Raw genomic sequence first — 22,445 nt, 5'->3', positions numbered from 1 at the left:
CGCGATGTCGGCCGGGATGGTGATCGTGGGGGCGGGAGAGTGCGGAGCGCGGGCCGCCTTCGCGTTGCGCGAGGAGGGGTACGACGGCCCGGTGACGCTGGTCGGCGACGAGCCGCATCCGCCCTACGAACGACCGCCCTTGTCGAAGGAGCGCCTGGCGCCGGGCGGCATGGCCGCGGCGCCCAAGCCGATCGCCGAGCCCGCGCGCTTCCGCGAGGCCGGCATCCATCTCCTGTTGTCGCAGCCCGTCGCCTCGATCGATCGTGCCGCCCGCCGCGTGTGCCTCGCGGACGGCACCCGCCTCTCCTACGAGACCCTGCTTCTGGCAACCGGCGCGCGGCCCCGTCGCCTGCCGCTCGCGGACGGGATCGCCCACGCCCTTTACCTGCGCACCCACGACGACGCGACGAAGCTCGCCTCGCGGCTCGGCGCCGTCTCGTCGGTCGCGATCGTGGGAGGTGGCTTCGTCGGCCTGGAGCTGGCGGCGGCCGCGCGCGGGCGTGGCCTCGACGTCACCGTGATCGAGGCCCAGTCCCGGCTTCTGGCGCGCGCCGTTCCGCAGGATATGTCCGAACACGTCCTTGCGCTGCATCGCCGGCACGGCGTGCGGGTGCTGACGGGCGCGACGATCGCCGCGGTGGCGGATACGCCGGACGGCGTCGCGCTGGAGCTCGGCGACGGCACGCGGCTCGAATGCGGCCTTGCGGTGATCGGCGTCGGTGCCGTGCCCCATACCGAACTCGCAGAGGCTGCGGGCCTGGCTTGCGACAACGGCATCCTCGTGGACGATCATTTGCGCACCGACGATCCCGCGATCCTCGCGGCGGGCGACTGCTGCAGCTTCCCGCTCGCGCTCTACGGCGGCCGCCGCGTGCGCCTGGAGGCCTGGCGCAACGCGCAGGAGCAGGGCGCGCTCGCCGCCCGCAACATGCTGGGCCGCCGCGAGGCTCATGCCTTCGTGCCCTGGTTCTGGTCGGACCAGTTCGACGCGACGCTCCAGATCGCCGGGCTGTCCGACGAGGCGAGCGAGACCGTGCGCCGGCCGGTGGGTGAGGACGGCTTCATCTTGTTCCATCTGGACGGCGACGGGCGCCTGGTCGCCGCCAGCGGCATCGGCGTCGGCAACGTAGTGGCCCGTGACATCCGCCTGGCCGAGATGCTGATCGCGCGGCGTGCCGCGCCCCCGCCCGCCGCGCTGGCGGCGCCCGAGACCAAGCTCAAGACGCTTCTGGCCGCCTGAGGATCCCCCGCATGAGCCGCACGAGACCGACCGTCGCCGACCTGCGGGCCCTGAAGGGCCGGCGCCAGCTCACCATGCTGCGCGTCGTCACGCTCGAGGAGGCGGAGGCCGCCGAGCGGGCGGAGATCGACATCGTGTCGGTGCCGCCTGACCTTCTTCTCGACCCCCGCTATCGCGACGCCGCCCCCGGCCTCTTCACCATGCCCGGCGAGAACTTCTTCGAGATCGGCACCGCCGACGACTTCGTGCGCTGGTCGTTCCGCATGCTCAAGGCCACTGCCGACGCCGTCTACTGCAGCGCCAGCGTCGCCACCATCCGGCGCATGGCCGACGAGGCCGTGCCCGTGATCGGCCATGTCGGCCTCATTCCGTCGCGCCGGACCTGGACCGGCGGCTGGCGCGCGGTCGGCAAGACGGCCGAGAGCGCGAGCGCGATCCTGCAAGCCGTGCGCGAGCTGGAAGCGGCCGGCGCCGTCGGCGCCGAGATCGAGGTCGTGCCGGCCGAGGTCGCGGGTGCCATCTCGCAGCGCACCTCGCTTCTCCTTCTTTCCATGGGGGCCGGCACGGGATGCGACGCGCAGTATCTCTTCGCCGAGGACGTGCTCGGCGAAAACCGCAGCCGCGTGCCCCGTCATTCCAAGGTCTATCGCGACTTCGCCACCGAGTACGAGCGCCTGCAATCCGAGCGCGTCGCAGCCTTCCGCGAATTCGCCGCCGACGTCCGCAGCGGGGCCTTTCCGGAGGAGCGGCATCTCGTGCGCATGGACGAAGCCGAGCTGACGGAGTTCCTGCGTCTCATCGATTCCCGCTGAGCGCTGCCGAAGCGCCCCGGTCGCGCGGGCCGGGGGCGCGCCGACGAGGGCTCACGAAATGCGGGACGCCGACCGCCCGGCCGCCGCGAACGTCCGGTTCAGGCGCCACTGCGCCGGAAGTCCCCACCAGGGAACCCAGGGCTGGTCGTGATGCTCGTGGTGATAGCCGAAGTGGAAGCAGGTGAAGAGGGATGCGAGGTAGCCGAACTCGTTGGAACGGGCGTTGTGGCGATCCTTGAAGCCGTTCTCCTCGTGCCGATGGGGGCGGAACGTTCCGAAATAGAAGAGCTGCAGCGAGGACAGGAGCGAGGGCAGGCCGTAGAACAGGACGACGTTGGCGACCGAGGCACCGAGCACCAGGATGTAGATCGTCACCACCGTACTGACGAACAGGATCGAACGTCGCCCGAAGTAGCGCGCGAAGAAGGTGCGGTACCACGGCCAGAACCGGTCCGGCTCGTCCGCGAAGAAGTCGGGATCGGCGGCGGTGCCCGGCGCGTCGTGATGGGCCATGTGCGCGTTGCGCACCTTTCGCCACGCGAAGCCGGCATAGATCGTCAGGATGAACGTACCGATGCCCGCGTTCACACGCGGCCGGCCGGGAACGAGCGAACCGTGCATGGCGTCGTGCGCGACGATGAAGAGCCCGACCGTCAGCCAGCACTGAACCGCGACGATGACCGGAACCAGCGGCGCGGTGGACGCGGCGAGGTCGAGAAAGAAGACCGCGCCGACATGGATCGCGATCCACGAGACGAGCACGAGGATCGCGAGCGTCAGTCCGATCAGGGACTGAAAGGGGCGCAACCTCGGTTGTCCCGGTTTGCGGCGTTCGGGAACCATTGTCGGATCGAGGCCGCGCGCGGCGGTGACATCTGCCATGGGGATCGACCTTACGCCAAGACCTAGCCGGGAGCAGCGCCATGCGGCGTTATGCCGGTGGGCGCAAGGGCTGGCCGCGCAGGGACCGCGACCGTGTCGCCGCGCCGCGCCAGAAAGGCGTCCACGAGACCGGCGGCGGTTCGGGCGCCGTTCGAGCGGGCGATGTCGTGGCGCATGGGCTCTGCCGCGGCAAGATAGGCGTCCCGCCCTTCGAGAATCCGCTCGAGCCGCAGGCGAATGCCCGCTCGAGTTGCCCGTCCGGCTGCCAAGGTCTCGCCGACGCGGTGATGGCGGATACGCGCGCCCACACCCGGCTGGTCGAAGGCGATCGGCAGCGCGAGCATGGGTGTCCGCGTCGCCAGCGCGTCGAGAACGGTGTTCAGGCCCCCGTGGGTGACGCAGACGTCGGCATTCTCCAGCATCGCCGGCTGGTCCGTGAAGTCGACGACGTGCTCGGCGTCGAGACGCGCGGCCTGCAAGGGGTCGAGCCCGCCGCAATGGGCGATGAGAAGCTGCGTGCCGAGATCCCGGCAGGCCTCCGCGATCATGCGGAAGAGTTCGAAGCGATGGCCCTGGAGCGTGCCGAGGGACGCAAAGACGAGGGGCCGTGCACCCTTGTCGGGAACGCAGGCGACCGAACCCGGACGTGGCGTCTGCGAGCGGATCGGGCCGACCGGCCGCAGCAGCGTGTCCGCCCGGCGCGGGAAGTCGAAGCTGGCGACCGTCTGGGCGATTCGCAGCCTGTCCGACAGGCAGTCGATGTCTGTGCGAAGCGCGGAAAGCCCGAACTGCTGCGCCCAGCGACGGATCACCCGTCGCTGGCGTCCGAGCAGCAGTCCGCCGACGAGTTCCCCGCCGCGATTGCGTTTGAGGCCGCGCTCGGTGGCGTCGTAGGGCCAGCCCAGGAAGGGAAGCGGCATGGACGGGTCTCGCTCGATCGGCAGGGCCACCGCCATCGAGGCGAAGGGAAGGCGCAGGTGACGGGCGAGGAGACCCGCCGCCGGCTCCAGCTCGTCGCCGACGATGGCGTCGATCCCCAGCTCGCGCAGGATGCGCGGCCCGCTGCGGCACAGCCCGTCGGTGACGGTCGCGCTGTCGGCGACGGTCCGCAGGATACCGATGATGCCCCGGGGGCGCGCGGCGCGTCGGGTGGCCGCTTCGGGATCGTAGCCCGGCAGGAGCGGCACGCCCACCACCTCGAAACCGGGCCCGTGAACCATGGTCTCCATGCCTTCGGGCAGCATGAAGACCATCTGGTGTCCCAGGGTCCGAAGCTGCTCGCCGAACGCCTCGAAGACGCGCAGATGACTGTAGAAGGCGGGGCAGACGACGGCGATGCGAGCCAATGGGCGACGTTCCTGCGCCTCGACCGAGAGAAGGCCGGCGACTCCGGACCAAGGCAATAGGGGACACCGGCCCTGTTGGGAATGCGGATCAAACGCACCCGGCTACGCATGGCGCCGCTCGAGCCGGGAAGGCGCCAGCGTCGCCTGCACCGGTGTTCGAGGCGCCGGGCAACCCCTTGCGTTCACGACAGGGCGATGTTGCCCACTCGAGGCATGCGCGGATCGGGCGCGCGGGCTATGCTTGGCATGGGCGTCCAGCCTTGCCATATCGTGGCGCGGCGGGATGCGTCCCGACCGACGACCCAACCATCAGAGCTGCCATGACCCTCGACATGCTTCTCTACGCCCTGATCGTTCTGGCGACCGTGGTCGCCATGGAAGGGTTCGCCTGGGGCATGCACAAGTTCGTCATGCACGGGCAAAGCGGATGGGGCTGGCACCAGTCCCACCACGAGGAGACCGAGGGCCTGTTCGAGAAGAACGATCTCTACGCCGTGGTGTTCAGCGTGTTCGCGATCGGCCTCTTCTTTCTCGGCCACTACCTGTCGCCGGTGCTGCTGGCCATCGCCTGGGGCATCACCCTCTACGGGCTTCTCTACTTCGTCGCCCACGACGGGCTGGTGCATCAGCGCTGGCCGTTCCGATACGTCCCCCACAAGGGCTATGCGAAGCGGCTCGTCCAAGCGCACCGGCTGCACCATGCGGTGGAGGGCCGCGACCATTGCGTGTCGTTCGGCTTCCTCTACGCGCCGCCGATCGACAAGCTGAAGGCCGAGTTGCGCCGCTCGGGCGTTCTGGACCGCGAGCGCATCGAGCGTTCCGTGACGGCGCAAGGTTCCGCGCACGCACCGGTCCGCGACTGAATCCGGCGAGCGCCGCGCGATCAGACCGCGCCGGGCAACCGCAGGAGAAGATTGGCGAGGAGCGCGGTTCGCGGCACGAGGCTGGAAAGCAGGATATGCTCGTCCAGCGTATGGGCGCCCGCGCCGTCGGCCCCGAGGCCGTCGAGCGTCGGGATGCCGAGGGCGGCGGTGAAGTTGCCGTCCGATCCCCCACCGGTCGCGACGCCCTCGAGACGGAAGCCGAGCGCGTCCGCGATGCGGGCGGCCTCGTCGAACACTTCGAGGCCGGCGGCACTGCTGGCGAAGGGCGGGCGGTTGAGCGCGGCCGCGATCTCGTAGCGGATGTCGGGATCGACGGGCCTCAGGGCCCGGATGCGCTTGAGAATCTCTTCTGCCGATGTCATGTCGGGCAGCCGGAGGTCGACCTGGAGCCGGCACTCGTCGGGAACCGTGTTGCGTCCCGTGCCGCCCCCAATCGTCCCGACCGTCACCGTGATGCCGCGCTCCGTGTCGTTCAGCGCCTCCAGCTCCAGGACGAGGCGGGCGGCGGCGCGGATGGCGGAGCGTCCGTCGGCCGGCCTGACGCCCGCATGCGCGGCCCGGCCCCGCACGGTGATGTCGCAAAGACCGACGCCCTTGCGCGCGGTCACGATCTTCCCGCCGTCGCGTGCCGGCTCGACGACCAGCGCGGCGAGCGCCCCTTGCGCCAGCGCCTCGATCGCAGGACGCGAGCTCGGCGAGCCGACCTCCTCGTCGGGCACGATCAGAAGGTCGACCGGGTGCGAGGGGCCGTGCGCCAGGCACAAGCGCATCGCCTCGATCGCCATCGCGACGCCGCTCTTCATGTCGTAGACGCCGGGGCCGTAGAGCCGGTCGCCCTCGCGCCGGAGCGGCAGCCGTCCGGCCAGCGTGCCGACCGCATGCACGGTGTCGATATGGGCGAGGATCAGGATGCGCGGAACGCTGCCGCCGACCGGGCGCGGCGTGCGCAGGACGAGGATGTCGCCGAAACCCAACGTGCCCGCGCGTCGCTCGACATCGAGGCCGACGCGCCGTGCGTGGGCTTCGACGTGGTCGGCCAGCCGGTTCACGGCTTCGCCGTTCCGGCTGGGCGTCTCGATCTCGACGAAGGCGCGCAACTCCCGCAGGAGGCCCGCCTCGTCGACCCTCGAAGGATCGATGGCAAGGCTCATGCGACCGTTCCTTCGCCCGGCACCAGGCGGATGAGGTGCCGCGTCGCCTCGTCGACCCGCGTCCGGCTGTAGAGAAGCGGCACGAAGGCGCCCGTCGACCAGAGCGGGGCGAGGTCGCCGTAATGGGGCGAGGCGGGGTCGCCCGACTGGCCCGGCGCATTGATGCAGACCGAGGCGTCCCACTCGCCGACATCCATGACGAGCCGCACGGAGGCGCCTGCGGTCACCACGAAGTCGTCGAGCCGGTAGGCGGCATGCATGGGCGTCGAGCGGCTGCCGCCGACGGGCAGGGGGCCGACGTCCCAGGCCGTGTCGGGCCTGGCCTTCACGCCGCTCGCCTCATGCTCGAACAGGGCGCGGTGCAGCGCGCCCCAGCGCCATTCGGCCGGCTCGGACCCGAGGCGCCGCGCGCATTCCGCGACGGCGTCCGCAAGGGTCGAAAGGAGAAGGGCATCGCGCTCGGGCACCGTCCAGAGCGGCCCGGCGCGCCCGAGGCTGGACAGGATGCGGTCGAAGTCGCCCGGCAGAAGGAGCTTGCGCACCTTGGGGTCGGGGGCGGCGCGCGAGAGGACGGCGGGCCGCAGGTGCTTCATCCACCAGACCTCGAACAGGGCGGCCGCCGCGCTGTCCGCCTCCAGCTGATGGTCCCAGTCCGCAAGGAGCGCGATCGCGCGCGCCGTCTCGCCCGCGGCTGGTCGGAGCCCTTCGAGAAGCGGGACAAGGACCGCGGCGGGGCGCGAGTGAACGTCGGTCTGCAGCGCCATGGAGGCTTCGACCGTGTGGCTCGCGTCCTGTTCCAGCACGCTCTCGATCCGCCGCGCCCGGCTCGCGTCGGCCCATTCGTGGCCGATGGTCGGCGCATCCCGTGGGCGATCCGGCGGCAGGTTCATCTCGTTGGCCGAGAACACGAAGCCGCGCTCCGGGTTGAGCGCGCGGGGCAGCTCCCCGGGCTCGAGGAAGCCGTCCCACTCGTGCGTGCCGTCGCCCGGCACCGGCAGGAGCCCGTGCCAGTTGCGGCGGCGCGGCGTGAAGCCGGCGGTGAACCAGCCGATGTCGCCGCCCGTGTCGGCCGCGACGTGGTTGACCGAAGGCGTGCCCCAATGGCCGAGCGAGGCGGCGAAGCCTCGGGTCGTCGGCTCGCGCATGTAGGAGAGGCTGCCGAGATAGGCGGCCGAGCCCGGCAGGAGCCAGACGGTGCGCAGCGCCACCGCGCGGCGGCGCGCCGTGTCCTCGTGCAGAACCGGCCCATGGCGCGTGAAGGACAAGGTGAGGTGCTGGTCGTCGCAGCCGCGCACGGCAAAGCGCTCCTCGATCCGTCGGATCGCCTCCCAGCCCTCGCCATAGCGGTAGAACCTGGGATCTCCCTCCCGGGTCTCGTAGACGCAGACGTCTTCCTGGTCGGCGCCGAAGATCGTCAGGCCGAAGGCCAGCGTCTCGTTGTGGCCGATCGAGAGGCCGGGTGCGCTCGGCTCGCCGGCGCCGATCACGTTCAGCCCCGGGGCTTCCAGGTGGGCGAGATAGCGCAAGGAAGGTACGGCATGGGCGCGGTGCGGGTCGCTGGCGAGGATCGGCCGGCCGCTGCGCGTGCGGGACGGGTGGACGGCCCAGTTGTTGGACCCCTCCTCGGCGGCGCGGCGGACGATGTCGCCGAGATCCGTCACCTCGGTCCAGACCCAGGCATCGGCGAGCGTGGCCTCGAGGCGCTCGCGCTCGAAGGTGACGGGCGCGGTCGCCAGCTTGAACAGGCTGATGCATTCGAGCGGCACGTCGGCGGCCGTGACGCCGCCTGAAAATCGGGGGCTCACCGGCGGATCGATCTCGAACCGCATGAGGTCGGTCTCGGCATCCGCCGCCGCCATCACGTTGGCGCGCAGGATCTCGGACACGCCGTTGCGCGTCAGCGCGTGCGAGCGGATGCGCACGACGTCTGCCGGCTCCCAGCGCAACGGCTTCGTGCCGAACAACGCGAATTCTGGGGGCAGGCGATGGGGCTCGCGCTCGCACAAGGCGACGAAGGCGTTCACGCCGGCGGCGAAGGCCGTGCAGATGACCTTCGTGTCGTCGGCATAGCTGCGCCACTCCGCGTCCATGTCGCCCCGGTAGAGAAAATGGCGGGCGGCGTGGTCCTGCGCGAGGTAGCCCGGGCCGAAGTCGGCGGCGAGCAGCCCGAGGCCGCGCTTGCGCCACAGGTCGATCTGCCAGAGCCGGTCGCGCGCCGCGTTGAAGCCCTGCAGGAAGAAGAGGTCGGCCTCGCCGGAAGCGCGGATATGGGGAATGCCCCAGCGGTCGACGCGGATCTCGGCAGGTGCCAAGAGGCCGGGAAGGGCGATGGTTTCCGTCGTGGTGCGGGTCACGGCTGTCCGGGTCTCAGGCATGGTGGCAGGCGACGAGCGCGCCGTCGGGGCGCGGCGTCAGTTCGGGACGCACGCTGGCGCAGATCTCGCTGGCCAGCGGGCATCGCGTGCGAAAGGCGCAGCCCGACGGGATGTTGGCAGGGCTCGGCAACTCGCCGGTGAGCGTGAAGCGCGGCTTGGCGCGTTGCACGGCGGGATCGGCCTCGGGAACCGCCGCCATCAGCGCCCGCGTATAGGGGTGCTTGGGGGCGGCGAAGAACGTGTCGCGCTCGGCGATCTCGACGAAGCGCCCGAGATACATGACCACGACGCGATCGCAGATGTGCCGGACGACGCTGAGGTCGTGCGAGACGAAGAGATAGGAGACGCCGGTCCTCGCCTGCAGCGCGGCGAGGAGGTTGAGGATCTGCGCGCGCACCGAAACGTCGAGCGCCGAGACCGGCTCGTCGCAGATCACGAGGTCGGGCTCGAGCGCCAGCGCCCGGGCGATCACGACGCGCTGGCGCTGGCCGCCGGAGAACTGGTGGGGATAGCGGTCGGCGTGCTCGGGCCGAAGGCCGACCTGGGAGAGAAGCGCGCCGACGCGCTCGCGCAGCGCCTGTCCCCTGGCGATCCCGCGAACGCGCAAGGGTTCGCCCACGGTCGCGCCGATCGTGGAGCGCGGGTCGAGCGAGAGCGCGGGGTCCTGGAAGATCATCTGGACGTGGCGGCGGATGGCGTGGAGCTTGCGGGCGCTCGCCCCGATCACCTCCTCGCCGCCGACCCGGATCGTGCCGGCCTGCGCGGGCTGGAGGCCGACGATGGCGTTGGACAGGGTCGACTTGCCGCAACCCGACTCGCCGACCAGCGCGACCGTCTCGCCCCGGCGGATGGCGAGGTCGACGCCGTTCACCGCCCGCACCACGGGGCCGGCCGATCCCAAAAGCGACGCGCGTCCGCCGAAGTGGACCTCGACGCCCTGCATCTCGAGAACGTAGCCGGGGGCGCTCATGCGGCGACGTCCCGAAGCTCGGCGACGCGGTCGGCATGCCAGCAGGCCGAGCGGTGGCGCGCCCCGCGCTCGAAGAGGGGAGGCTGCTCCTCACGGCACCGCGCGCTCGCGAGCGGGCAGCGGTCCCCGAAGCGGCAGCCCGCGCCGAACTCGTGCGGGGCCGGCACCATGCCCTCGATCGTGGCGAGATCCGCCTTGGGCGGGTGTCCGGGCTTGGGGACGCTGGCCAGAAGCAGCGCCGTATAGGGATGCTGGGGCGCCGCGAAGAGCTGATCCACCGGCGCGATCTCGGCGACGCGTCCGGCATACATGACGGCCACGTCGTCGGCGATGTCGGCCACCACGCCCATGTCGTGCGTGATGATGACGACCGCCGTTCCGCGCTCGGTGACAAGCCGCTTCATGAGATCGAGGATCTGGGCCTGGATCGTCACGTCGAGCGCGGTGGTCGGCTCGTCCGCGACGAGGACGCGCGGGGCGCAGATCAGGGCGATCGAGATCATGATGCGCTGGCACATGCCGCCCGACAGCTCGAACGGATACTGGTGGAGGCGCCGGTCGGGATCGGGGATGCCGACATCGGCGAGCATGCTGCGGGCCGCCGCCATGGCATCCTTGAGCGACACCTTGTGATGGGCCCGGTAGGCTTCCGCGACCTGCGAGCCCACCGTGCTCAACGGGTCGAGCGAGGCGCTGGGCTCCTGGAAGATGATCGAGATGTCGCGCCCGCGGATGCGGCGGAACTGGCGCTCCGACAGGGCCGATAGGTCGGTCTCCTCGAGCCGGATGCGGCCTCTGGTTCGGCGCGCGGCGGGCGGGAGCAGGCCGAGCATGGCGTAGGAGGTGAGGGACTTGCCGCAGCCGGACTCGCCGACGAGCGCGAGCACCCGCCCGCCCTCCACCGCGAAGCTCACGCCGTCCACGACGCTCGCGCCGCCGATCTCGACGGTGAGGTCCTCGACCCGCAGAAGCGGCTCCCGCAGCGCTGGCGCGACCGCGTCCATCAGCCCACCGCGGCCGGCTCGGGCCGGCGGTAGGTGCCGATCGAGTTGCCGCCGTCGACGCTGATCACCGCGCCGGTGACGAAGGCGGCGGCGTCCGAGCAGAGATAGGCGATCGCGGCCGGCGCATCCTCCGGCCCGCTCGCGCGGCCGAGCGGGATGTTGGCGAGCATGTTGGCGACGTAGGCATCGCTCAAGGCGGAGACCTCGCTGCCCGGCGCAAAGCCCGGCTCGACCACGTTCACGCGGATGCCGTGGTGGGCGAGCTCCAGCGCGAAGCCCTTGGACAGGCGCTCCAGCGCGGTCTTCGACAGGCAGTAGGGCACCGAGCCCTGGTTCATCTTGCGCGCCGCGCCCGACGAGATGTTGACGATCGAGCCGGGGCGCTTTTCGGCGATCATGAGCCTGGCCATCTCGCGCGACAGGACGAAGGGCGCGCGCAGGTTGATGCCCATCACCCGGTCCCAGTCCTCGAACGCCATGTCGAGAAGGTCGAAGCGCGTGTAGATGCCCGCGTTGTTGACGAGAATGTCGGGGGCGCCCCACCGCGTCCGCACGAGGTCGACCAGCGACAGCATGGAGGCGTCGTCGGTGAGCTCGGTCGCGTGCAGCAGCGTCGTGGCGGCGTCGAGCTTGAGGTCGGCGGCGCGCCGCTCCAGCGCGTCCATGTGGATGTCGCTGAGGCAGAGCGCCGCGCCGCGCCGCGCGAAGTAGTCCGCGATCCATCCGCCGAAGATGCCGGCGGCGCCGGTCACGACCATCGTCTTGTTCTCGAACTCCATCGGGGATCCTTCAGCGGGTTCGCGAGCGCGGGTCGAGCTGGTCACGCAGCCAGTCGCCCACGACGTTGACGGAAAAGACGAGCAGGAAGAGGCAGATGCCGGGAACCGCCACGATCCAAGGCGCGCGCTCGATGTACTGGCGCCCGACGCTCATGATCGAGCCCCAGCTGGCCGAGGGGGGCTGGATGCCGAGGCCGAGGAAGGAGAGGCCCGATTCCATGAGGATCATCAGGCCGAACTCGGCGGTCATGACGATCAGGATCGGTCCCGCGATGTTGGGCAGGACATGGTGGAAGAGGATGCGCGCCGCGCCCGCGCCCGCCAGTTCCGAGGCCTTGATGAAGGGAAGATTCGCCACCTGCAGGGTCTGCGCGTAGGCGACGCGGGTGTAGCGCGGCCAGCGCGTGAGGCCGAGCACCAGCACGAGCTTCAGGAAGCCGGGCCCGAGCACCGCCACGGTCAGGACGGCGAGCAGGATCGCGGGGATCGACATCATGATGTCGACGAGGCGCATGATCACGGTCTCGGTCCATCCGCGGAACCATCCGGCCAGCATGCCGAGCGTCACGCCGACAAGGGTCGAGACCACGACCGACAGCAGGGCGACGCCGAGCGACACGCCGGCGCCGTACAGCGTTCTCGACAGGAGGTCGCGGCCGAGGTCGTCGGTGCCCAGCCAGTATGTGGCGCCGCGATAGCTGAAGCCGGGCGGCTTCAAACGGGCGAGAAGCGTCTGTCGGTTGGGGTCGAAGGGCGCGACATAGGGCGAGAGCACCGTCAGGGCGACGATCACGGCCAGGATCGCGAGCACCAGGACGACGGAGAGGGGGATGCGGCGCGCGGAGCGGCGAAGGGCGAGCGTCGGGGCGTTCATGGAGCCTCCTACCTCGCCAGCCGGATGCGCGGGTCGACCGCGACATAGACGAGGTCCGCGAGCACGCTGGTCATGACGTAGACGAAGGAGATGAGAAGCACGATCACCTGCACCACGAGGAAGTCGCGCGACTGGATGGACTGGATGGCGAGCTGCCCGATGCCCGGCCAGGCGAACACGGTCTCGACGATCACCGCGCCGGCCAGGAGGTTGCCGATCTCGAGCGCCGCGATCGTGATCACAGGGATCGCGGCGTTGCGCAGGACGTGGCGCAAGACGACCTGCGACTGCGACAGGCCGCGCGCGCGGCCGGCGCGCACGTAGTCCTTGGAAAGTTCGTCGACGATCGAGATGCGGGTCATGCGCGCAAACGTCGACATGGAGAGGGCGCCCAGCGCGACGGAGGGCATGATCATGGCCGACCACTCGCCCGAGCCCGACGTCGGCAGCCAGCGCAAGGTGACGCCGAAGACGAAGATCAGGAGGATGCCCGACAGGAAGGTCGGCACGCTCTGACCCGTCACCACGATCGCGGTGAGGAGCCGCTCGATCGCTGTGCCGCGCCGGGTCGCCATGACGATGCCCGCCGGAATGCCGACGCCGACCGCGATGCAAAGCGCGCCCGCCGCCAGCTGGATCGTATAGGGCAGGCGCGACAGGACGATGTCGAGGGCCGGCACGCGCTGCACCACCGACAGGCCGAAATCCAGCCGGGCGAGCCCGGCCAGATAGTCGAGATACTGGACCGGGATCGGCCGGTCGAAGCCGAGCTGGCGGCGCAGCTCGGCGATCATCTCGGCCGAGGCGTCCTGAGGCACCAGGAGCAGCGTCGGATCGCCCGACAGGTGCATCACGACGAAGACGATCGTGAGCACGCCGAAGATCGCGACGACCGCCTGTATCAATCGCCGGATGGCGTAGCTCAGCATGACCGGCCCCCGCGCCTTACGGCTTCCAGCTCATGTCCATGACGAACATGGCCTCGTTGGCGGTAGGCTGCCACTCGAGCTTCTTGGAGGCGCCGTAGAGCGCGTAGACCTGATAGAGGCCGATGCCCGGCACGTCCTCGCGCAGGATCTCGTAGGCCTGCTTGTAGAGGGCAAGGCGCTTGTCCTTGTCGAGGATGCTGCGGGCCTCGTCGACCAGGGCGTTGTAGCTCGTGTTCTCGTACTTCGCCCAGATGCCGCCGCTGCGGAACAAGGGGAAGATGATGCCGTCGGCGTCCTGGCAGGCGCAGGACCACTGGCCGAGCGCCATGCTGCCCGCGTTTCCGGCCTCGCCCTGCCGGCGCTTCAGGAAGGTCGCCTGGTCGCTGGAGGAGATCTGGACGTTGAGGCCGACCTCGGTCAGCATCTGCTGGATCGCCTCGACCAGCGCCCGGCTGTAGGAGGGCGAGGTCAGGAACTCGACGGTGGCGCCCTCGGCGCCGGCTTCCTTGATCAGCGCCGCCGCCTTGTCCGGGTCGTAGGGATAGCCCTCGACCTCGGCCGTGTAGCCGAAGATCGGCTCGGCGCCGACGATGTTGACCGGCTTGCCGTAGCCCTCGAGCAGCGCGTCCACCAGGCCCTGCCGGTCGATGGCGTAGGCGATGGCCTGGCGCACGCGCACGTCCTTGGTCGGGCCGGCCTGGGCGTTCAGGTAGAGATAGCCGACACGCTCGGTCGGCGCGGAGAGAAGCTGCGTGTCGGTGCCGTCCTTGAGCGTGGCGGCCTGATCGGGCGGCACCTCGCGCGCGAGGTCGGCCTTGCCGGTCTGAAGATCGGCGATGCGCGTCGACACGTCGGGCACCGCGCGGAACACGACGCGCGGGAAGGGGGGCTTGCCGCGCCAGTAGTTGTCGTAGGCCGCAAGGTCGGTCTCGACGCCCTTCTTCCACTCCGTGAGCTTGTAAGGCCCGCTGCCCAGCGGCTTCAGGTTGAATTCCGCGTCCCCCACCTTCTCGACATAGCTCTTGGGCACGATCGACAGCTTCACGAGCTGGGCGAGAAGCGCGGGATAGGCCGTCTTCGTCTTCAGGCGGACGGTGGTCGGGTCCACCACCTCGGCGGATACGATCTGGTCGAACTGGGAGAGCTGCGGGCTCTTGAGGGCCGGATCGATGATCCGGTTCACCGAGAAGGCGACGTCCTCGGCCGTGAGCTTGGATCCGTCCTGGAACGTGACGTCGTCGCGGATCGTGAACGTCAGCGTCGTGTCGTCGTCGTAGGTCCACTTCGTCGCGATCTGCGGCACGATCTCGCCCGAGGCATCGCGCGTCAGGAGGTTGTCGAAGATGTTGCGGTAGATCGTGTAGCTCTCGGTGTTCCACTGGAGGTGCGGATCGAGCGTCGCGGCCTCGCCGGGCAGGTCGATCGTCAGCGTGTCCTTGGTCTGCGCGAGCGCCCCGGTCGCCACAAGCGCCATGACGGCCACGGCCGCGGATGTCAGTCCTCGTGTCATGCGTCTCATGCGGTGCGACCTTTCTCTTGGCGCGGGAGGCAGGGGGAAGTGCCGGTGAGCCGTCGCATCGCAGCGCCGGCCCGGTGATCCGTCAGGGAAGGGCGAGTCCACCTTCTTGCGCACAGTAGCGCGCGAGCTCCGCGTGGGTGCAGAACCAGACGTCGCCTTTCGAGCGGGCCTGGAGAATGGTTTCCTCCAGAATGAAGATCCGGGAGCGATGGCCGACGTGATGCGGATGGAGCGTCATCTGGAACAGGCCGCCTTCGGCATGGGCGACGTCCAGCTCGCGGCGCAGGATGTCGGCCACCATGGCGGGGCCGCCGTAGGGGCGCGCGCCGCCGCCGCGGTCCATCGCCATGTAGGGGGCGTCGTCGCGGATCCATTCCACGGGAATCTCGACGACGCCGGTCGGCTCGCCGTTCTCCAGGAGCTCGTAGGGCTCGTCGTCGGCCATCAGGGAGGAGTCGTAGAGAAGCTCCATCTCGCGCGCGATGGCGAGCGTATGGGGGCTGAAGTCCCAGGACGCCGTGCGCATCCCGACCGGCCGCACGCCCGACAGCCGCTCCAGGACGTCGGCCGCGCGCAGCGCGAGGTCGCGCTCGGTCGCATGGTCGAGCCCCGAGTTCATCTCGTGGATCCAGCTGTGGATCCCGATCTCGTGGCCCCCGTCGCGCGCGGCGCGGATCTCGTCCGGGTTGATCAGGGCCGAGACGGCGGGAACGAAGAAGGAGGCGGGCACCTCGTATCGTTCGAGGAGCTTCAGGATGCGCCACACGCCCCGGCGCGCGCCGTACTGTCCCTGGCTCATGCGGCCGATCGACTGGCCGCCGTTCTTCAGCTCGAAGGTCTCGTGGTCGGAATCGAACGAGACCGCGAACGCCATGCGCGCCCCGTTCGGCCAGCGCTCAGGCTTGAGCGAGCGGCCGGCGCGCACCTTGTCGACCTTCTGGCGCCAGGTCGGCTCGTCCCAGAGCCAGGGCGCGGTCTTGGGTGTTCCCTCGGTCGTCATGTGCGCTCTCCCCTCGGGGTGCCTGCATCCGGCGCGGCGAAGGCGACGATCGCCCTCACCAGGCAGTCCAATGTGTCGAAGGCTCGCACGCTCGGCGCGACCGCGTCGGCGATCAGCGAGAACTCGGTGCAGGCGATCATCTGGACGGCCGCCCCAGCGCCCTCGAGCCGCGCGGACGCCTCGGCCAGCCCGTCCCGCGCCGCCCGGCTCGGACCGTCCGACTTCACGCGGCGGATCACGGCCAGAAGCGCGTCGTCCTCCTCGAGATACACGGGCACGAGCCCGGCCTCGGCGAAGGCCGGCTCGAACAGCTTCGTGCGCCGCACCGCCGGCGAGGCGAGGAGGCCGATGCGCCCGCCCGCGCCCGCCATCTCGCGGGCCACGCGCGTCGCCTCCGCCACCATGTCGATGAACGGCACGCCGATCGCCCGCTGGATCGCGGGCGCGTAGTGATGGGCCGTGTTGCAGGGCATGGCGATGGCCTGCGCCCCTGCCGCCTCCAGCCGCGCGGCCATGGCGGCCAGCACCGGGCCGGGATCCTCGCCCACACCCTCGATCAGGTGGCGGATGCGCGAGGGGACCTGCGGGTTCTGGTCGACAAGGAGCGGAACGTGGTCCGCGTCGTCGCGCGCCGGAACGGCCGCGATCACCCGCTGCATCAGGAGCACCGTCGCCTCGGGGCCCATGCCCCCCAGGATGCCGACGGGTCGACGGACGGATGCGGTCACCGGCGCCCTCAGGCGGCCGGGGCGGACGGGCGTACGCCTTCCAGCGCCGCGTCGTAGCCGAACAGCGCGGCCGAGCCGCCGGTATGGAGGAAGACCACGCGCTCGCCCTTCTTGAAGCGCCCTTTGCGGCAGTAGTCGATGAGCCCGGCGGCCGCCTTGGCGGAATAGACGGGGTCGAGAAGGATGCCTTCCATCTGCGCGAACATCGCGATCGCCTCGATCGTGTCCTCGCGCGGCACGCCGTAGCCCGCGCCCACGTAGTCGCAGTCGGCGACCACGTCCTCGCGCGCCACCACGCCGGGGCAGCCGAGCTTCTCGGCCGTGCGGCAGGCGAGGTCGAAGACGTTGGCCTCCTGGCGGTCCTTGGGGGCGCGAACGCCGAAGCCGAGGAGCGGGATTTGCGCGTTGATGGCCTTGAGCCCGACGACGAGGCCGGCATGGGTGCCGGCGCTTCCGGTCGCCGTCACGAGGTGATCGATCGGCAGCGCGCGGTCGTTGAGCTGGCCGACGAGCTCGAAGGCGCAGTTGACGTAGCCGAGCGCGCCGGTCGGGTTCGAGCCGCCGCCCGGGATGACGTAGACGCGGCGGCCCTCGGCGCGCATTCGCGCGGCGACGGCGTCCATCTCGGCTGCCATGTCGGCGCCGCCGGGACGCATCTCGGTGGTCGCGCCGTGCAGGTGGTCGAGGAGCACGTTGCCGTTGCGGTTGTAGTTCGGGTCCTTCGAGCCCGTGCGGTCCTCCAGGAGGATGTGGCAGCGTATTCCGAGCTTGGCCGCGAAGGCGGCGGTCTGGCGGGCGTGGTTGGACTGGGTGGCGCCCTGCGTGATCACGAGGTCCGCGCCCTGGTCGACCGCCTCGGCCATCAGGAACTCGAGCTTGCGCGTCTTGTTGCCGCCGGTCGACAGGCCCGTGCAGTCGTCGCGCTTGATCCAGATGTCCGGGCCGCCGAGCTCCCGGCCCAGGCGCTCCAGGCGCTCCAGCGGCGTCGGGAGGTGCGCCAGGAATATGCGAGGAAAACGAGCAAGGTTCATGCGACGATCTTCCCAAACTTGAATGCTTGGACTGTTTCAGATCATCCGCGCCTCGACAAATGCGAAATTCCGATCGAAAGATGCACATCCTGCATGTTGCATAGGGATTGGGCTGCGATGCGACTGGAGTGGCTGGAAGACATCCTGGCAGTCGCCCAGACCGGCTCCTTCAGCGAGGCGGCGGACCGTCGCTTCGTGACGCAGTCGGCCTTCTCGCGGCGCATCCAGCAGATCGAGGACCACGTGGGCGTCGAGCTCTTCGACCGCACGCGCAAGCCGGTGCAGCTGCGCCCCACGACGGAAGCGCAGCGCGCGCGGATCGAGGAGCTGGCCGAGGCGCTGCGCCGGCTCGTCGGCGACCTGAAGCAGGGCGCGAAGGTCTCGGCCAACCGGATCATGATCGTCAGCCAGCACGCGCTGACCGCTACCATGACCTCGCTGATCATCGAGCGCGCGCAGCGCACCGCGCCCGACGCCTTCTTCCGCATCCGCTCCGCCAATCTCGACGAATGCCTGACGCAGCTCTTCTCGCGCCAGGCGGACATCGCGGTCGTCTATCGGCTTCCCGGCACACGCCATCCCGTGCGCACGGACTTCGTGGAGTCGGCCGTGATCGGCACCGAGCAGCTCGTGCCGGTGCTCGCCGCCGGCCGCGTCGACTGGCTTCTGGCACGCCTCAAGAGCGGCGAGCTGCCCTATATCGCCTATCCTGCCGACGTGTTCCTCGGGCAGGCCATGGAGCGGACGGTGCTGGCACGGCTGCGGCGCGACTTCCAGCTCGACGCGCGTGTCGAGACGGCGCTGACCTTCGCCTCGTGCGAGATGGCGCTGGCCGGCGTCGCGCCGGCCTGGGTGCCGATGTCGCTGGCGCGCCGCGCGATCGAGGAGGGGCGCCTTGCGGACCTTTCGGCGCATCTGCCCGCCTGCGATCTCGAGGTGACCGTGATCCGTCTCCTCGGCACGCCGGGCGGTCTGGAGCAGCAGATCTGGCGGCAGCTCGCGGATCGGTCCGTCGCCCCGGGCGTCGTCTGAGGGTGCGTCGTCTCAGGCCGAGGCGAGTTCCAGAAGCGCCGCGACGGCCCGGGTGCGGTGGCGCTCGGGATGGGTCAGAACCGTGAAGGGGCGGGGCGGGTGGTCCACTGGAAGCGCGGCGACCTCGCCGGCCGCGACCGCGCTCGCCACCGCCCGCCGCGACAGGACGCTGACGCCGAGCCCCGTCGCCACCGCGCTGAGCACCGCCTCGTTGGAGGGAAGCTCGAGCAGGACGCGCAAGGCTTCCGGCGCGACCGCCGCGCCGCGCGCATGCGCCTCGAACTCCGCCCGCGTTCCCGAGCCGGGCTCGCGCAGGATCCAGCCCTGCGTGGCGTAGCGCGACGGCTCGACCGCCGAAACCTTCGACCAGGGGTGTTCGCGGCCGACCACCAGCACGAGCTCGTCGCGCGCGACGACGCGCTGGAGAAGATCGTCCTGCCGCACGGCCCCTTCCACGAAGCCGATATCGGCCGATCCGTCAGAGACGGCGGCCGCGACGGTCGTCGTGTTGGCGAGCGTCAGCGCGATGTCGATGGATGGGTGGGCGGTGCGAAGGGCGAGGAGGTGCGGCGGCAGCCAGTAGCTCGCGACCGTCTGGCTGGCATGGATGCGGATCTGCCCGCGCAGCTCGTCGGCGAGCTCGTCGAGGACGTGCCGCGTCTGCGCCGCGCGGGCCAGAAGCTCGCGCGCCTCGTGGAGAAACAGCCGGCCCGCCTCCGTCAGCTCGATGCGGCGCCCGATCCGGTCGAAGAGGCGGACACCGTGCTGCGTTTCGAGCTGGGCGATCGAGGCGCTGACGGCCGACTGGGTCAGGTTGAGATGGCTGGCGGCCTGGGTCACGTGGAGGCGCTCGGCCACGGCCACGAAGATGCGGAGCTGCTCGAATGTCATGAAGCTTCGATCGGGAGAACAAATCGTTCCGACAAGGAGAACTAATTGGATCAAACGTGCTGGACAAGCCGATAGTCGGCCATCCGCTCGGGCCCTGACCCCGAAGCATCCCCATCGGTGGCAGGTTCCATGTCGATCCAGACCCATGCCGGACAGACCGGCGACGCCTTCGCATCCGCTTCCCGCGTGCTTCCCGGCATCGCGCTCACCGGCACGATCGCGGCCGTCGCGATCCTCGTTCCCCGCCTTCTCCAAATGCCGGCGCTCAGCCCGCTGGTGGTGGCGATGGTGATCGGGATCACGCTGCGCAACCTCGTCGGCCCGATCGCGGGCAGCGCGGAAGGGGTCGCCTTCTCGATGCGGCGCATCCTGCGCTTCGCGATCGTGCTTCTCGGCCTGCAGCTCACCGTCCGGCAGATCGGCGATCTCGGATGGGGTGCGCTGGCGCTGGTCGCCGCCTCGCTGGTCTCGACCTTCTTCGCGATCAAGCTCGCGGGGCGGCTGCTCGGCGTCGAGCGGGGGCTCACGGAGCTGATCGCGGCCGGCACCTCGATCTGCGGGGCATCCGCCGTGATCGCCACCAACACCGTGACGCGGGCGCGCGACGAGGACGTCGCCTACGCGATCGCCTGCGTGACCGTGTTCGGAACGCTGTCCATGCTGCTTCTGCCGGTCGCCGGCTCGGCGCTGGGGCTGGACGCGGCCCATTACGGGCTCTGGGTCGGCGCCTCGGTGCACGAGGTGGCGCAGGTCGTGGGCGCCGCCTTCCAGGGCGGCCCGGAGGCCGGCCAGTTCGGAACCGTCGCCAAGCTCAGCCGCGTCCTGCTTCTCGCCCCGATGATCCTGCTGATCGGGACCATCGCCGCGCGCGGGCGGGGGACGAGCGCCGGGCGGGCGCCTATGCCCTGGTTCGTCTTCGGCTTCATCGCGATGGTGCTGCTCAACAGCGTCCTCGCGCTGCCGGGGGGCGCGCGCGAGGTGATCGTGCCGGCGACCTCGTTCCTGCTCGCCATGGCACTCGCCGCCATGGGCCTCACCACCGACATCGGCAAGCTGCGCGCCAAGGGCCTTCGGCCGCTCGCGCTCGGTGCCGTCGGCTGGATCTTTATCACGCTCTTCGCACTCGTCGGCGTCCTGGCGCTCTGAGACGGCGGCTCCGGACGGCGGCTTGCTCAGTCCGCCTTGCGGACAGCGCGGCTGCGCTGCAGGCGCTCGTTGAAGGCGCGGACCGTCAGGTTGTACGTGTCGGTTGCCCGGTTCGCGGTCGCGATGGCCTCGTTGGCCGTGGCCTCGAGGCAATCCGCCAGGGCCGTGGTGGCGGTCTGGAAGGCCGCCATCTCCGTTCGGCAGTTGTCGATTTCGAACTGCTCCGCGAACTCCGCCTCCCGGGCTGAGCAGGCCGGCGGAAGAACCGCGAGGCAGCTCGCCTCTGCCGGCAGCGAAACGAGCGCCGTGGCCAGGGCCAACGATCGCGCAGCGGTTCGGGGCGCACGATTCGACATCTCGTCACGCGGCATGCGCGAACTCCAGAACCCGGTTGAAGACCGTCGCGAACGCGTTCCGCCGAGGTCGTCCGTCCGATCGTTACAGCAGCTCGCCGACCTATCGCAACCCAGGATTGCGTTCGCTCCCTCGAGGCCCCGGCGGCCGAACGGAAGGCGGCGAGGCGATCGGCTGCGCGCCGGCGGGCCTTGCGAGCGCCGCAAGGGTCCACCGGACCCGTCCTCGCCTCATCCGCGACGTCGTTTCGGTTGAGGCCGGTCGCGAAAATCCGTATCGGCTCCGGTCGGCGCCTGGGATCGGAGCGGGAATTCTCTTCCAACATGAGTCTGGGGCGCCGCCTACCGCCGTTCGATTCCCTCGTCGTCTTCGAAACGGCGGTGAGGGTCGGCAGCTTTTCCGGTGCGGGCCGGGAGCTCGGGCTCACGCAAAGCGCCGTCAGCCGCCAGATCGCCAAGCTCGAGACCTTTATCGGCACAAGCCTGTTCCTGCGCCTGCCCTCGGGCGTGCAGTTGACCTCGTCGGGCGAGACCTATGCGAGCGAGATCGCGCGCCTTCTCAACGAAGTGGCGGGCGTGACCGACAGCGTGCGCGCCTGGAGCGGACCGCGCCAGGTGACGATCGCCTGCTCGCGCGGGATCGGCGACCTCTGGCTGATGCCGCGGCTCGGCGCCATGAACGCCGAGCTTCCCGGTCTCGAGCTGCGCCTGCGCGTCACCGACGACTTCGACCACCTGCGCCTCGACGAGTTCGACCTCGCCATCTTCTACCGCCGCGAGGCGCCGACCGGCGTCCATGCGGTGCGGCTGGGCGAGGAGGAGATCGTGCCCGTCACCTGTCCCGGCGGCGCGATGCTCTCCGATCTCCGGCAGCCGACGCTTCTCTCGATCGAGGACCCGCGCCGGGAATGGATGGGGTGGAACGACTGGTGCCGCGGCGGCTCGGTCACGCTGCCCGAGTCCGCGCGGCACTGGCGCCTCGGCGACTACCGCCTCGCGGTCGAGGCCGCCGCCGAAGGCATCGGCATCGCGCTCGGCTGGACGTGGATCATCCGGCAGCAGCTCGACGAGGGCCGCCTCGTCGCCGCCCATCCCTATCGCTTCCGCTCGGGCGGCGGCTTCTACGTCATGCGCTCGACGCATCGGCATGCGCGCCGCATCGTCCGCGAGATCGAGGACTGGCTCGTCGCCTCCAACCGCTGAGACGGGCGGCGGGACGCGGCCCGTCTCAGGCCATGCGTCGCGCGCGGCGGCTTCTTGCGTAGCCGATGAGCGTGAAGGCGAGCCAGAGCGTCTGCGTGACGAAGGCGGCGAGGTTGAAGTTGAAGGCGAGCGAGTAGAGGAGGGACACGCCGCCATAGGCGTTGAGGCCGAGGTAGCGACGATCCTCGACGTCCAGCATGCGCAGCTGCAGAAGCGCGTAGGCCGTGAGGTAGGCCACCACGCCGGTCAGGCCGATAAGATCCGCAAGGGTCATGAAACAAGCCTTCCTCGACTGC

Annotated in this window: 22 protein-coding genes; 6 read left to right on the top strand and 16 right to left on the bottom strand. The window is 70.2% G+C overall.

Annotated elements, in window-relative coordinates; genetic code table 11:
• Nucleotides 1–4: 4 nt before the first annotated feature.
• Together AUL35_RS07720 and AUL35_RS07715 are read left to right on the top strand one after the other, a co-directional pair.
• A complete protein-coding gene (locus tag AUL35_RS07720; RefSeq protein ID WP_062013682.1) occupies nt 5–1,240 on the top strand; it encodes an NAD(P)/FAD-dependent oxidoreductase in 1,236 nt (411 codons plus the stop codon).
• 11 nt (nt 1,241–1,251) lie between these two features.
• Nucleotides 1,252–2,052 carry a 3-methyl-2-oxobutanoate hydroxymethyltransferase gene (locus AUL35_RS07715; protein ID WP_062013680.1) on the top strand — a complete coding sequence of 267 codons (801 nt, stop codon included), beginning with the start codon at nt 1,252–1,254 and terminating at the stop codon, nt 2,050–2,052.
• A 51-nt stretch (nt 2,053–2,103) separates the two neighbouring features.
• On the opposite strand, the gene AUL35_RS07710 is transcribed toward AUL35_RS07715, so the two are convergent.
• Nucleotides 2,104–2,934: a fatty acid desaturase gene (locus AUL35_RS07710; protein ID WP_082666185.1), complete on the bottom strand. Its 831-nt coding sequence runs from the start codon at nt 2,932–2,934 to the stop codon at nt 2,104–2,106.
• A 23-nt stretch (nt 2,935–2,957) separates the two neighbouring features.
• On the bottom strand, nt 2,958–4,280 hold the full coding sequence (locus AUL35_RS07705; protein ID WP_062013678.1) for a glycosyltransferase: 1,323 nt from the start codon (nt 4,278–4,280) through the stop codon (nt 2,958–2,960).
• A gap of 320 nt (nt 4,281–4,600) precedes the next feature.
• Here AUL35_RS07705 and AUL35_RS07700 point away from each other — a divergent pair, with 320 nt between their 5' ends.
• Nucleotides 4,601–5,143 carry a sterol desaturase family protein gene (locus AUL35_RS07700; protein ID WP_062013676.1) on the top strand — a complete coding sequence of 181 codons (543 nt, stop codon included), beginning with the start codon at nt 4,601–4,603 and terminating at the stop codon, nt 5,141–5,143.
• 20 nt (nt 5,144–5,163) lie between these two features.
• Here AUL35_RS07700 and AUL35_RS07695 read toward each other — a convergent pair whose 3' ends face one another.
• From AUL35_RS07695 to AUL35_RS07645, 11 genes are all read right to left on the bottom strand, one after another.
• The gene (locus AUL35_RS07695; RefSeq protein WP_062013675.1) at nt 5,164–6,315 is read right to left on the bottom strand and encodes a M20 family metallopeptidase; all 1,152 of its coding nucleotides are present in this window, start codon (nt 6,313–6,315) and stop codon (nt 5,164–5,166) included.
• The gene (locus tag AUL35_RS07690; protein ID WP_244493697.1) at nt 6,312–8,669 is read right to left on the bottom strand and encodes a penicillin acylase family protein; all 2,358 of its coding nucleotides are present in this window, start codon (nt 8,667–8,669) and stop codon (nt 6,312–6,314) included. Before AUL35_RS07690 ends, AUL35_RS07695 begins: the two co-directional genes overlap by 4 nt.
• Nucleotides 8,670–8,682: 13 nt before the next feature.
• Nucleotides 8,683–9,660, bottom strand: coding sequence for an ABC transporter ATP-binding protein (locus AUL35_RS07685; RefSeq protein ID WP_062013671.1), 978 nt, complete (start codon nt 9,658–9,660; stop codon nt 8,683–8,685).
• Nucleotides 9,657–10,664: an ABC transporter ATP-binding protein gene (locus tag AUL35_RS07680; RefSeq protein WP_062013669.1), complete on the bottom strand. Its 1,008-nt coding sequence runs from the start codon at nt 10,662–10,664 to the stop codon at nt 9,657–9,659. Before AUL35_RS07680 ends, AUL35_RS07685 begins: the two co-directional genes overlap by 4 nt.
• On the bottom strand, nt 10,664–11,443 hold the full coding sequence (locus AUL35_RS07675; RefSeq protein ID WP_062013667.1) for an SDR family NAD(P)-dependent oxidoreductase: 780 nt from the start codon (nt 11,441–11,443) through the stop codon (nt 10,664–10,666). Before AUL35_RS07675 ends, AUL35_RS07680 begins: the two co-directional genes overlap by 1 nt.
• Before the next feature lie 10 nt (nt 11,444–11,453).
• Complete coding sequence (locus AUL35_RS07670) at nt 11,454–12,317, bottom strand: ABC transporter permease (RefSeq protein WP_062013665.1); 864 nt, start codon at nt 12,315–12,317, stop codon at nt 11,454–11,456.
• Between the two features lie 8 nt (nt 12,318–12,325).
• Complete coding sequence (locus AUL35_RS07665) at nt 12,326–13,246, bottom strand: ABC transporter permease (RefSeq protein ID WP_062013663.1); 921 nt, start codon at nt 13,244–13,246, stop codon at nt 12,326–12,328.
• Between the two features lie 16 nt (nt 13,247–13,262).
• On the bottom strand, nt 13,263–14,765 hold the full coding sequence (locus AUL35_RS07660) for an ABC transporter substrate-binding protein (RefSeq protein ID WP_156417883.1): 1,503 nt from the start codon (nt 14,763–14,765) through the stop codon (nt 13,263–13,265).
• A gap of 82 nt (nt 14,766–14,847) precedes the next feature.
• On the bottom strand, nt 14,848–15,765 hold the full coding sequence (locus AUL35_RS07655; protein ID WP_062013659.1) for a polysaccharide deacetylase: 918 nt from the start codon (nt 15,763–15,765) through the stop codon (nt 14,848–14,850).
• Nucleotides 15,762–16,493, bottom strand: a complete 732-nt coding sequence (locus tag AUL35_RS07650) for an aspartate/glutamate racemase family protein (RefSeq protein ID WP_244493696.1) — start codon at nt 16,491–16,493, stop codon at nt 15,762–15,764. The genes AUL35_RS07655 and AUL35_RS07650 overlap by 4 nt, the downstream gene beginning before the upstream one ends.
• An 8-nt stretch (nt 16,494–16,501) precedes the next feature.
• Entirely contained in the window at nt 16,502–17,524 is a 1,023-nt protein-coding gene (locus tag AUL35_RS07645; protein ID WP_062013655.1) for a D-cysteine desulfhydrase, read from the bottom strand.
• A gap of 117 nt (nt 17,525–17,641) precedes the next feature.
• Here AUL35_RS07645 and AUL35_RS07640 point away from each other — a divergent pair, with 117 nt between their 5' ends.
• Nucleotides 17,642–18,556 (top strand): LysR family transcriptional regulator, encoded by a 915-nt coding sequence (locus tag AUL35_RS07640; RefSeq protein WP_062013653.1) that lies wholly within the window; start codon nt 17,642–17,644, stop codon nt 18,554–18,556.
• A 12-nt stretch (nt 18,557–18,568) separates the two neighbouring features.
• Here the strand turns inward: AUL35_RS07640 and AUL35_RS07635 are convergent, their stop codons facing one another.
• Nucleotides 18,569–19,447 (bottom strand): LysR substrate-binding domain-containing protein, encoded by an 879-nt coding sequence (locus tag AUL35_RS07635; RefSeq protein ID WP_062013651.1) that lies wholly within the window; start codon nt 19,445–19,447, stop codon nt 18,569–18,571.
• A 129-nt stretch (nt 19,448–19,576) separates the two neighbouring features.
• On the opposite strand from AUL35_RS07635, the gene AUL35_RS07630 reads away from it, so the two are divergent.
• A complete protein-coding gene (locus AUL35_RS07630; protein ID WP_062013649.1) occupies nt 19,577–20,593 on the top strand; it encodes a YeiH family protein in 1,017 nt (338 codons plus the stop codon).
• 26 nt (nt 20,594–20,619) lie between these two features.
• On the opposite strand, the gene AUL35_RS07625 is transcribed toward AUL35_RS07630, so the two are convergent.
• Nucleotides 20,620–20,964: a hypothetical protein gene (locus AUL35_RS07625; RefSeq protein WP_156417882.1), complete on the bottom strand. Its 345-nt coding sequence runs from the start codon at nt 20,962–20,964 to the stop codon at nt 20,620–20,622.
• A 306-nt stretch (nt 20,965–21,270) separates the two neighbouring features.
• Between AUL35_RS07625 and AUL35_RS07620 the strand changes: the two genes are divergently transcribed.
• Nucleotides 21,271–22,149, top strand: a complete 879-nt coding sequence (locus AUL35_RS07620) for a LysR substrate-binding domain-containing protein (RefSeq protein WP_062013647.1) — start codon at nt 21,271–21,273, stop codon at nt 22,147–22,149.
• Between the two features lie 25 nt (nt 22,150–22,174).
• On the opposite strand, the gene AUL35_RS07615 is transcribed toward AUL35_RS07620, so the two are convergent.
• On the bottom strand, nt 22,175–22,423 hold the full coding sequence (locus AUL35_RS07615; protein ID WP_062013646.1) for a hypothetical protein: 249 nt from the start codon (nt 22,421–22,423) through the stop codon (nt 22,175–22,177).
• Between the last annotated feature and the right edge of the window lie 22 nt (nt 22,424–22,445).

Source organism: Aureimonas sp. AU4 (assembly GCF_001463765.1).
GTDB lineage: Bacteria > Pseudomonadota > Alphaproteobacteria > Rhizobiales > Rhizobiaceae > Aureimonas.
Note: the sequence above shows the minus strand (reverse complement) of the source record. Positions and strands in the feature narration are given on the sequence as shown.

Excerpts from the sequence above, each read along its gene's own strand:
- AUL35_RS07685 (WP_062013671.1), bottom strand. The coding sequence starts at position 9,660 with ATGAGCGCCCCCGGCTACGTTCTCGAGATGCAGGGCGTCGAGGTCCAC.
- AUL35_RS07715 (WP_062013680.1), top strand. The coding sequence starts at position 1,252 with ATGAGCCGCACGAGACCGACCGTCGCCGACCTGCGGGCCCTGAAGGGC.
- AUL35_RS07635 (WP_062013651.1), bottom strand. The coding sequence starts at position 19,447 with ATGACATTCGAGCAGCTCCGCATCTTCGTGGCCGTGGCCGAGCGCCTC.
- AUL35_RS07655 (WP_062013659.1), bottom strand. The coding sequence starts at position 15,765 with ATGACGACCGAGGGAACACCCAAGACCGCGCCCTGGCTCTGGGACGAG.
- AUL35_RS07675 (WP_062013667.1), bottom strand. The coding sequence starts at position 11,443 with ATGGAGTTCGAGAACAAGACGATGGTCGTGACCGGCGCCGCCGGCATC.
- AUL35_RS07695 (WP_062013675.1), bottom strand. The coding sequence starts at position 6,315 with ATGAGCCTTGCCATCGATCCTTCGAGGGTCGACGAGGCGGGCCTCCTG.
- AUL35_RS07665 (WP_062013663.1), bottom strand. The coding sequence starts at position 13,246 with ATGCTGAGCTACGCCATCCGGCGATTGATACAGGCGGTCGTCGCGATC.
- AUL35_RS07645 (WP_062013655.1), bottom strand. The coding sequence starts at position 17,524 with ATGAACCTTGCTCGTTTTCCTCGCATATTCCTGGCGCACCTCCCGACG.
- AUL35_RS07625 (WP_156417882.1), bottom strand. The coding sequence starts at position 20,964 with ATGCCGCGTGACGAGATGTCGAATCGTGCGCCCCGAACCGCTGCGCGA.
- AUL35_RS07660 (WP_156417883.1), bottom strand. The coding sequence starts at position 14,765 with ATGAGACGCATGACACGAGGACTGACATCCGCGGCCGTGGCCGTCATG.
- AUL35_RS07615 (WP_062013646.1), bottom strand. The coding sequence starts at position 22,423 with ATGACCCTTGCGGATCTTATCGGCCTGACCGGCGTGGTGGCCTACCTC.
- AUL35_RS07710 (WP_082666185.1), bottom strand. The coding sequence starts at position 2,934 with ATGGCAGATGTCACCGCCGCGCGCGGCCTCGATCCGACAATGGTTCCC.
- AUL35_RS07670 (WP_062013665.1), bottom strand. The coding sequence starts at position 12,317 with ATGAACGCCCCGACGCTCGCCCTTCGCCGCTCCGCGCGCCGCATCCCC.
- AUL35_RS07620 (WP_062013647.1), top strand. The coding sequence starts at position 21,271 with ATGAGTCTGGGGCGCCGCCTACCGCCGTTCGATTCCCTCGTCGTCTTC.
- AUL35_RS07680 (WP_062013669.1), bottom strand. The coding sequence starts at position 10,664 with ATGGACGCGGTCGCGCCAGCGCTGCGGGAGCCGCTTCTGCGGGTCGAG.
- AUL35_RS07630 (WP_062013649.1), top strand. The coding sequence starts at position 19,577 with ATGTCGATCCAGACCCATGCCGGACAGACCGGCGACGCCTTCGCATCC.
- AUL35_RS07700 (WP_062013676.1), top strand. The coding sequence starts at position 4,601 with ATGACCCTCGACATGCTTCTCTACGCCCTGATCGTTCTGGCGACCGTG.
- AUL35_RS07720 (WP_062013682.1), top strand. The coding sequence starts at position 5 with ATGTCGGCCGGGATGGTGATCGTGGGGGCGGGAGAGTGCGGAGCGCGG.
- AUL35_RS07640 (WP_062013653.1), top strand. The coding sequence starts at position 17,642 with ATGCGACTGGAGTGGCTGGAAGACATCCTGGCAGTCGCCCAGACCGGC.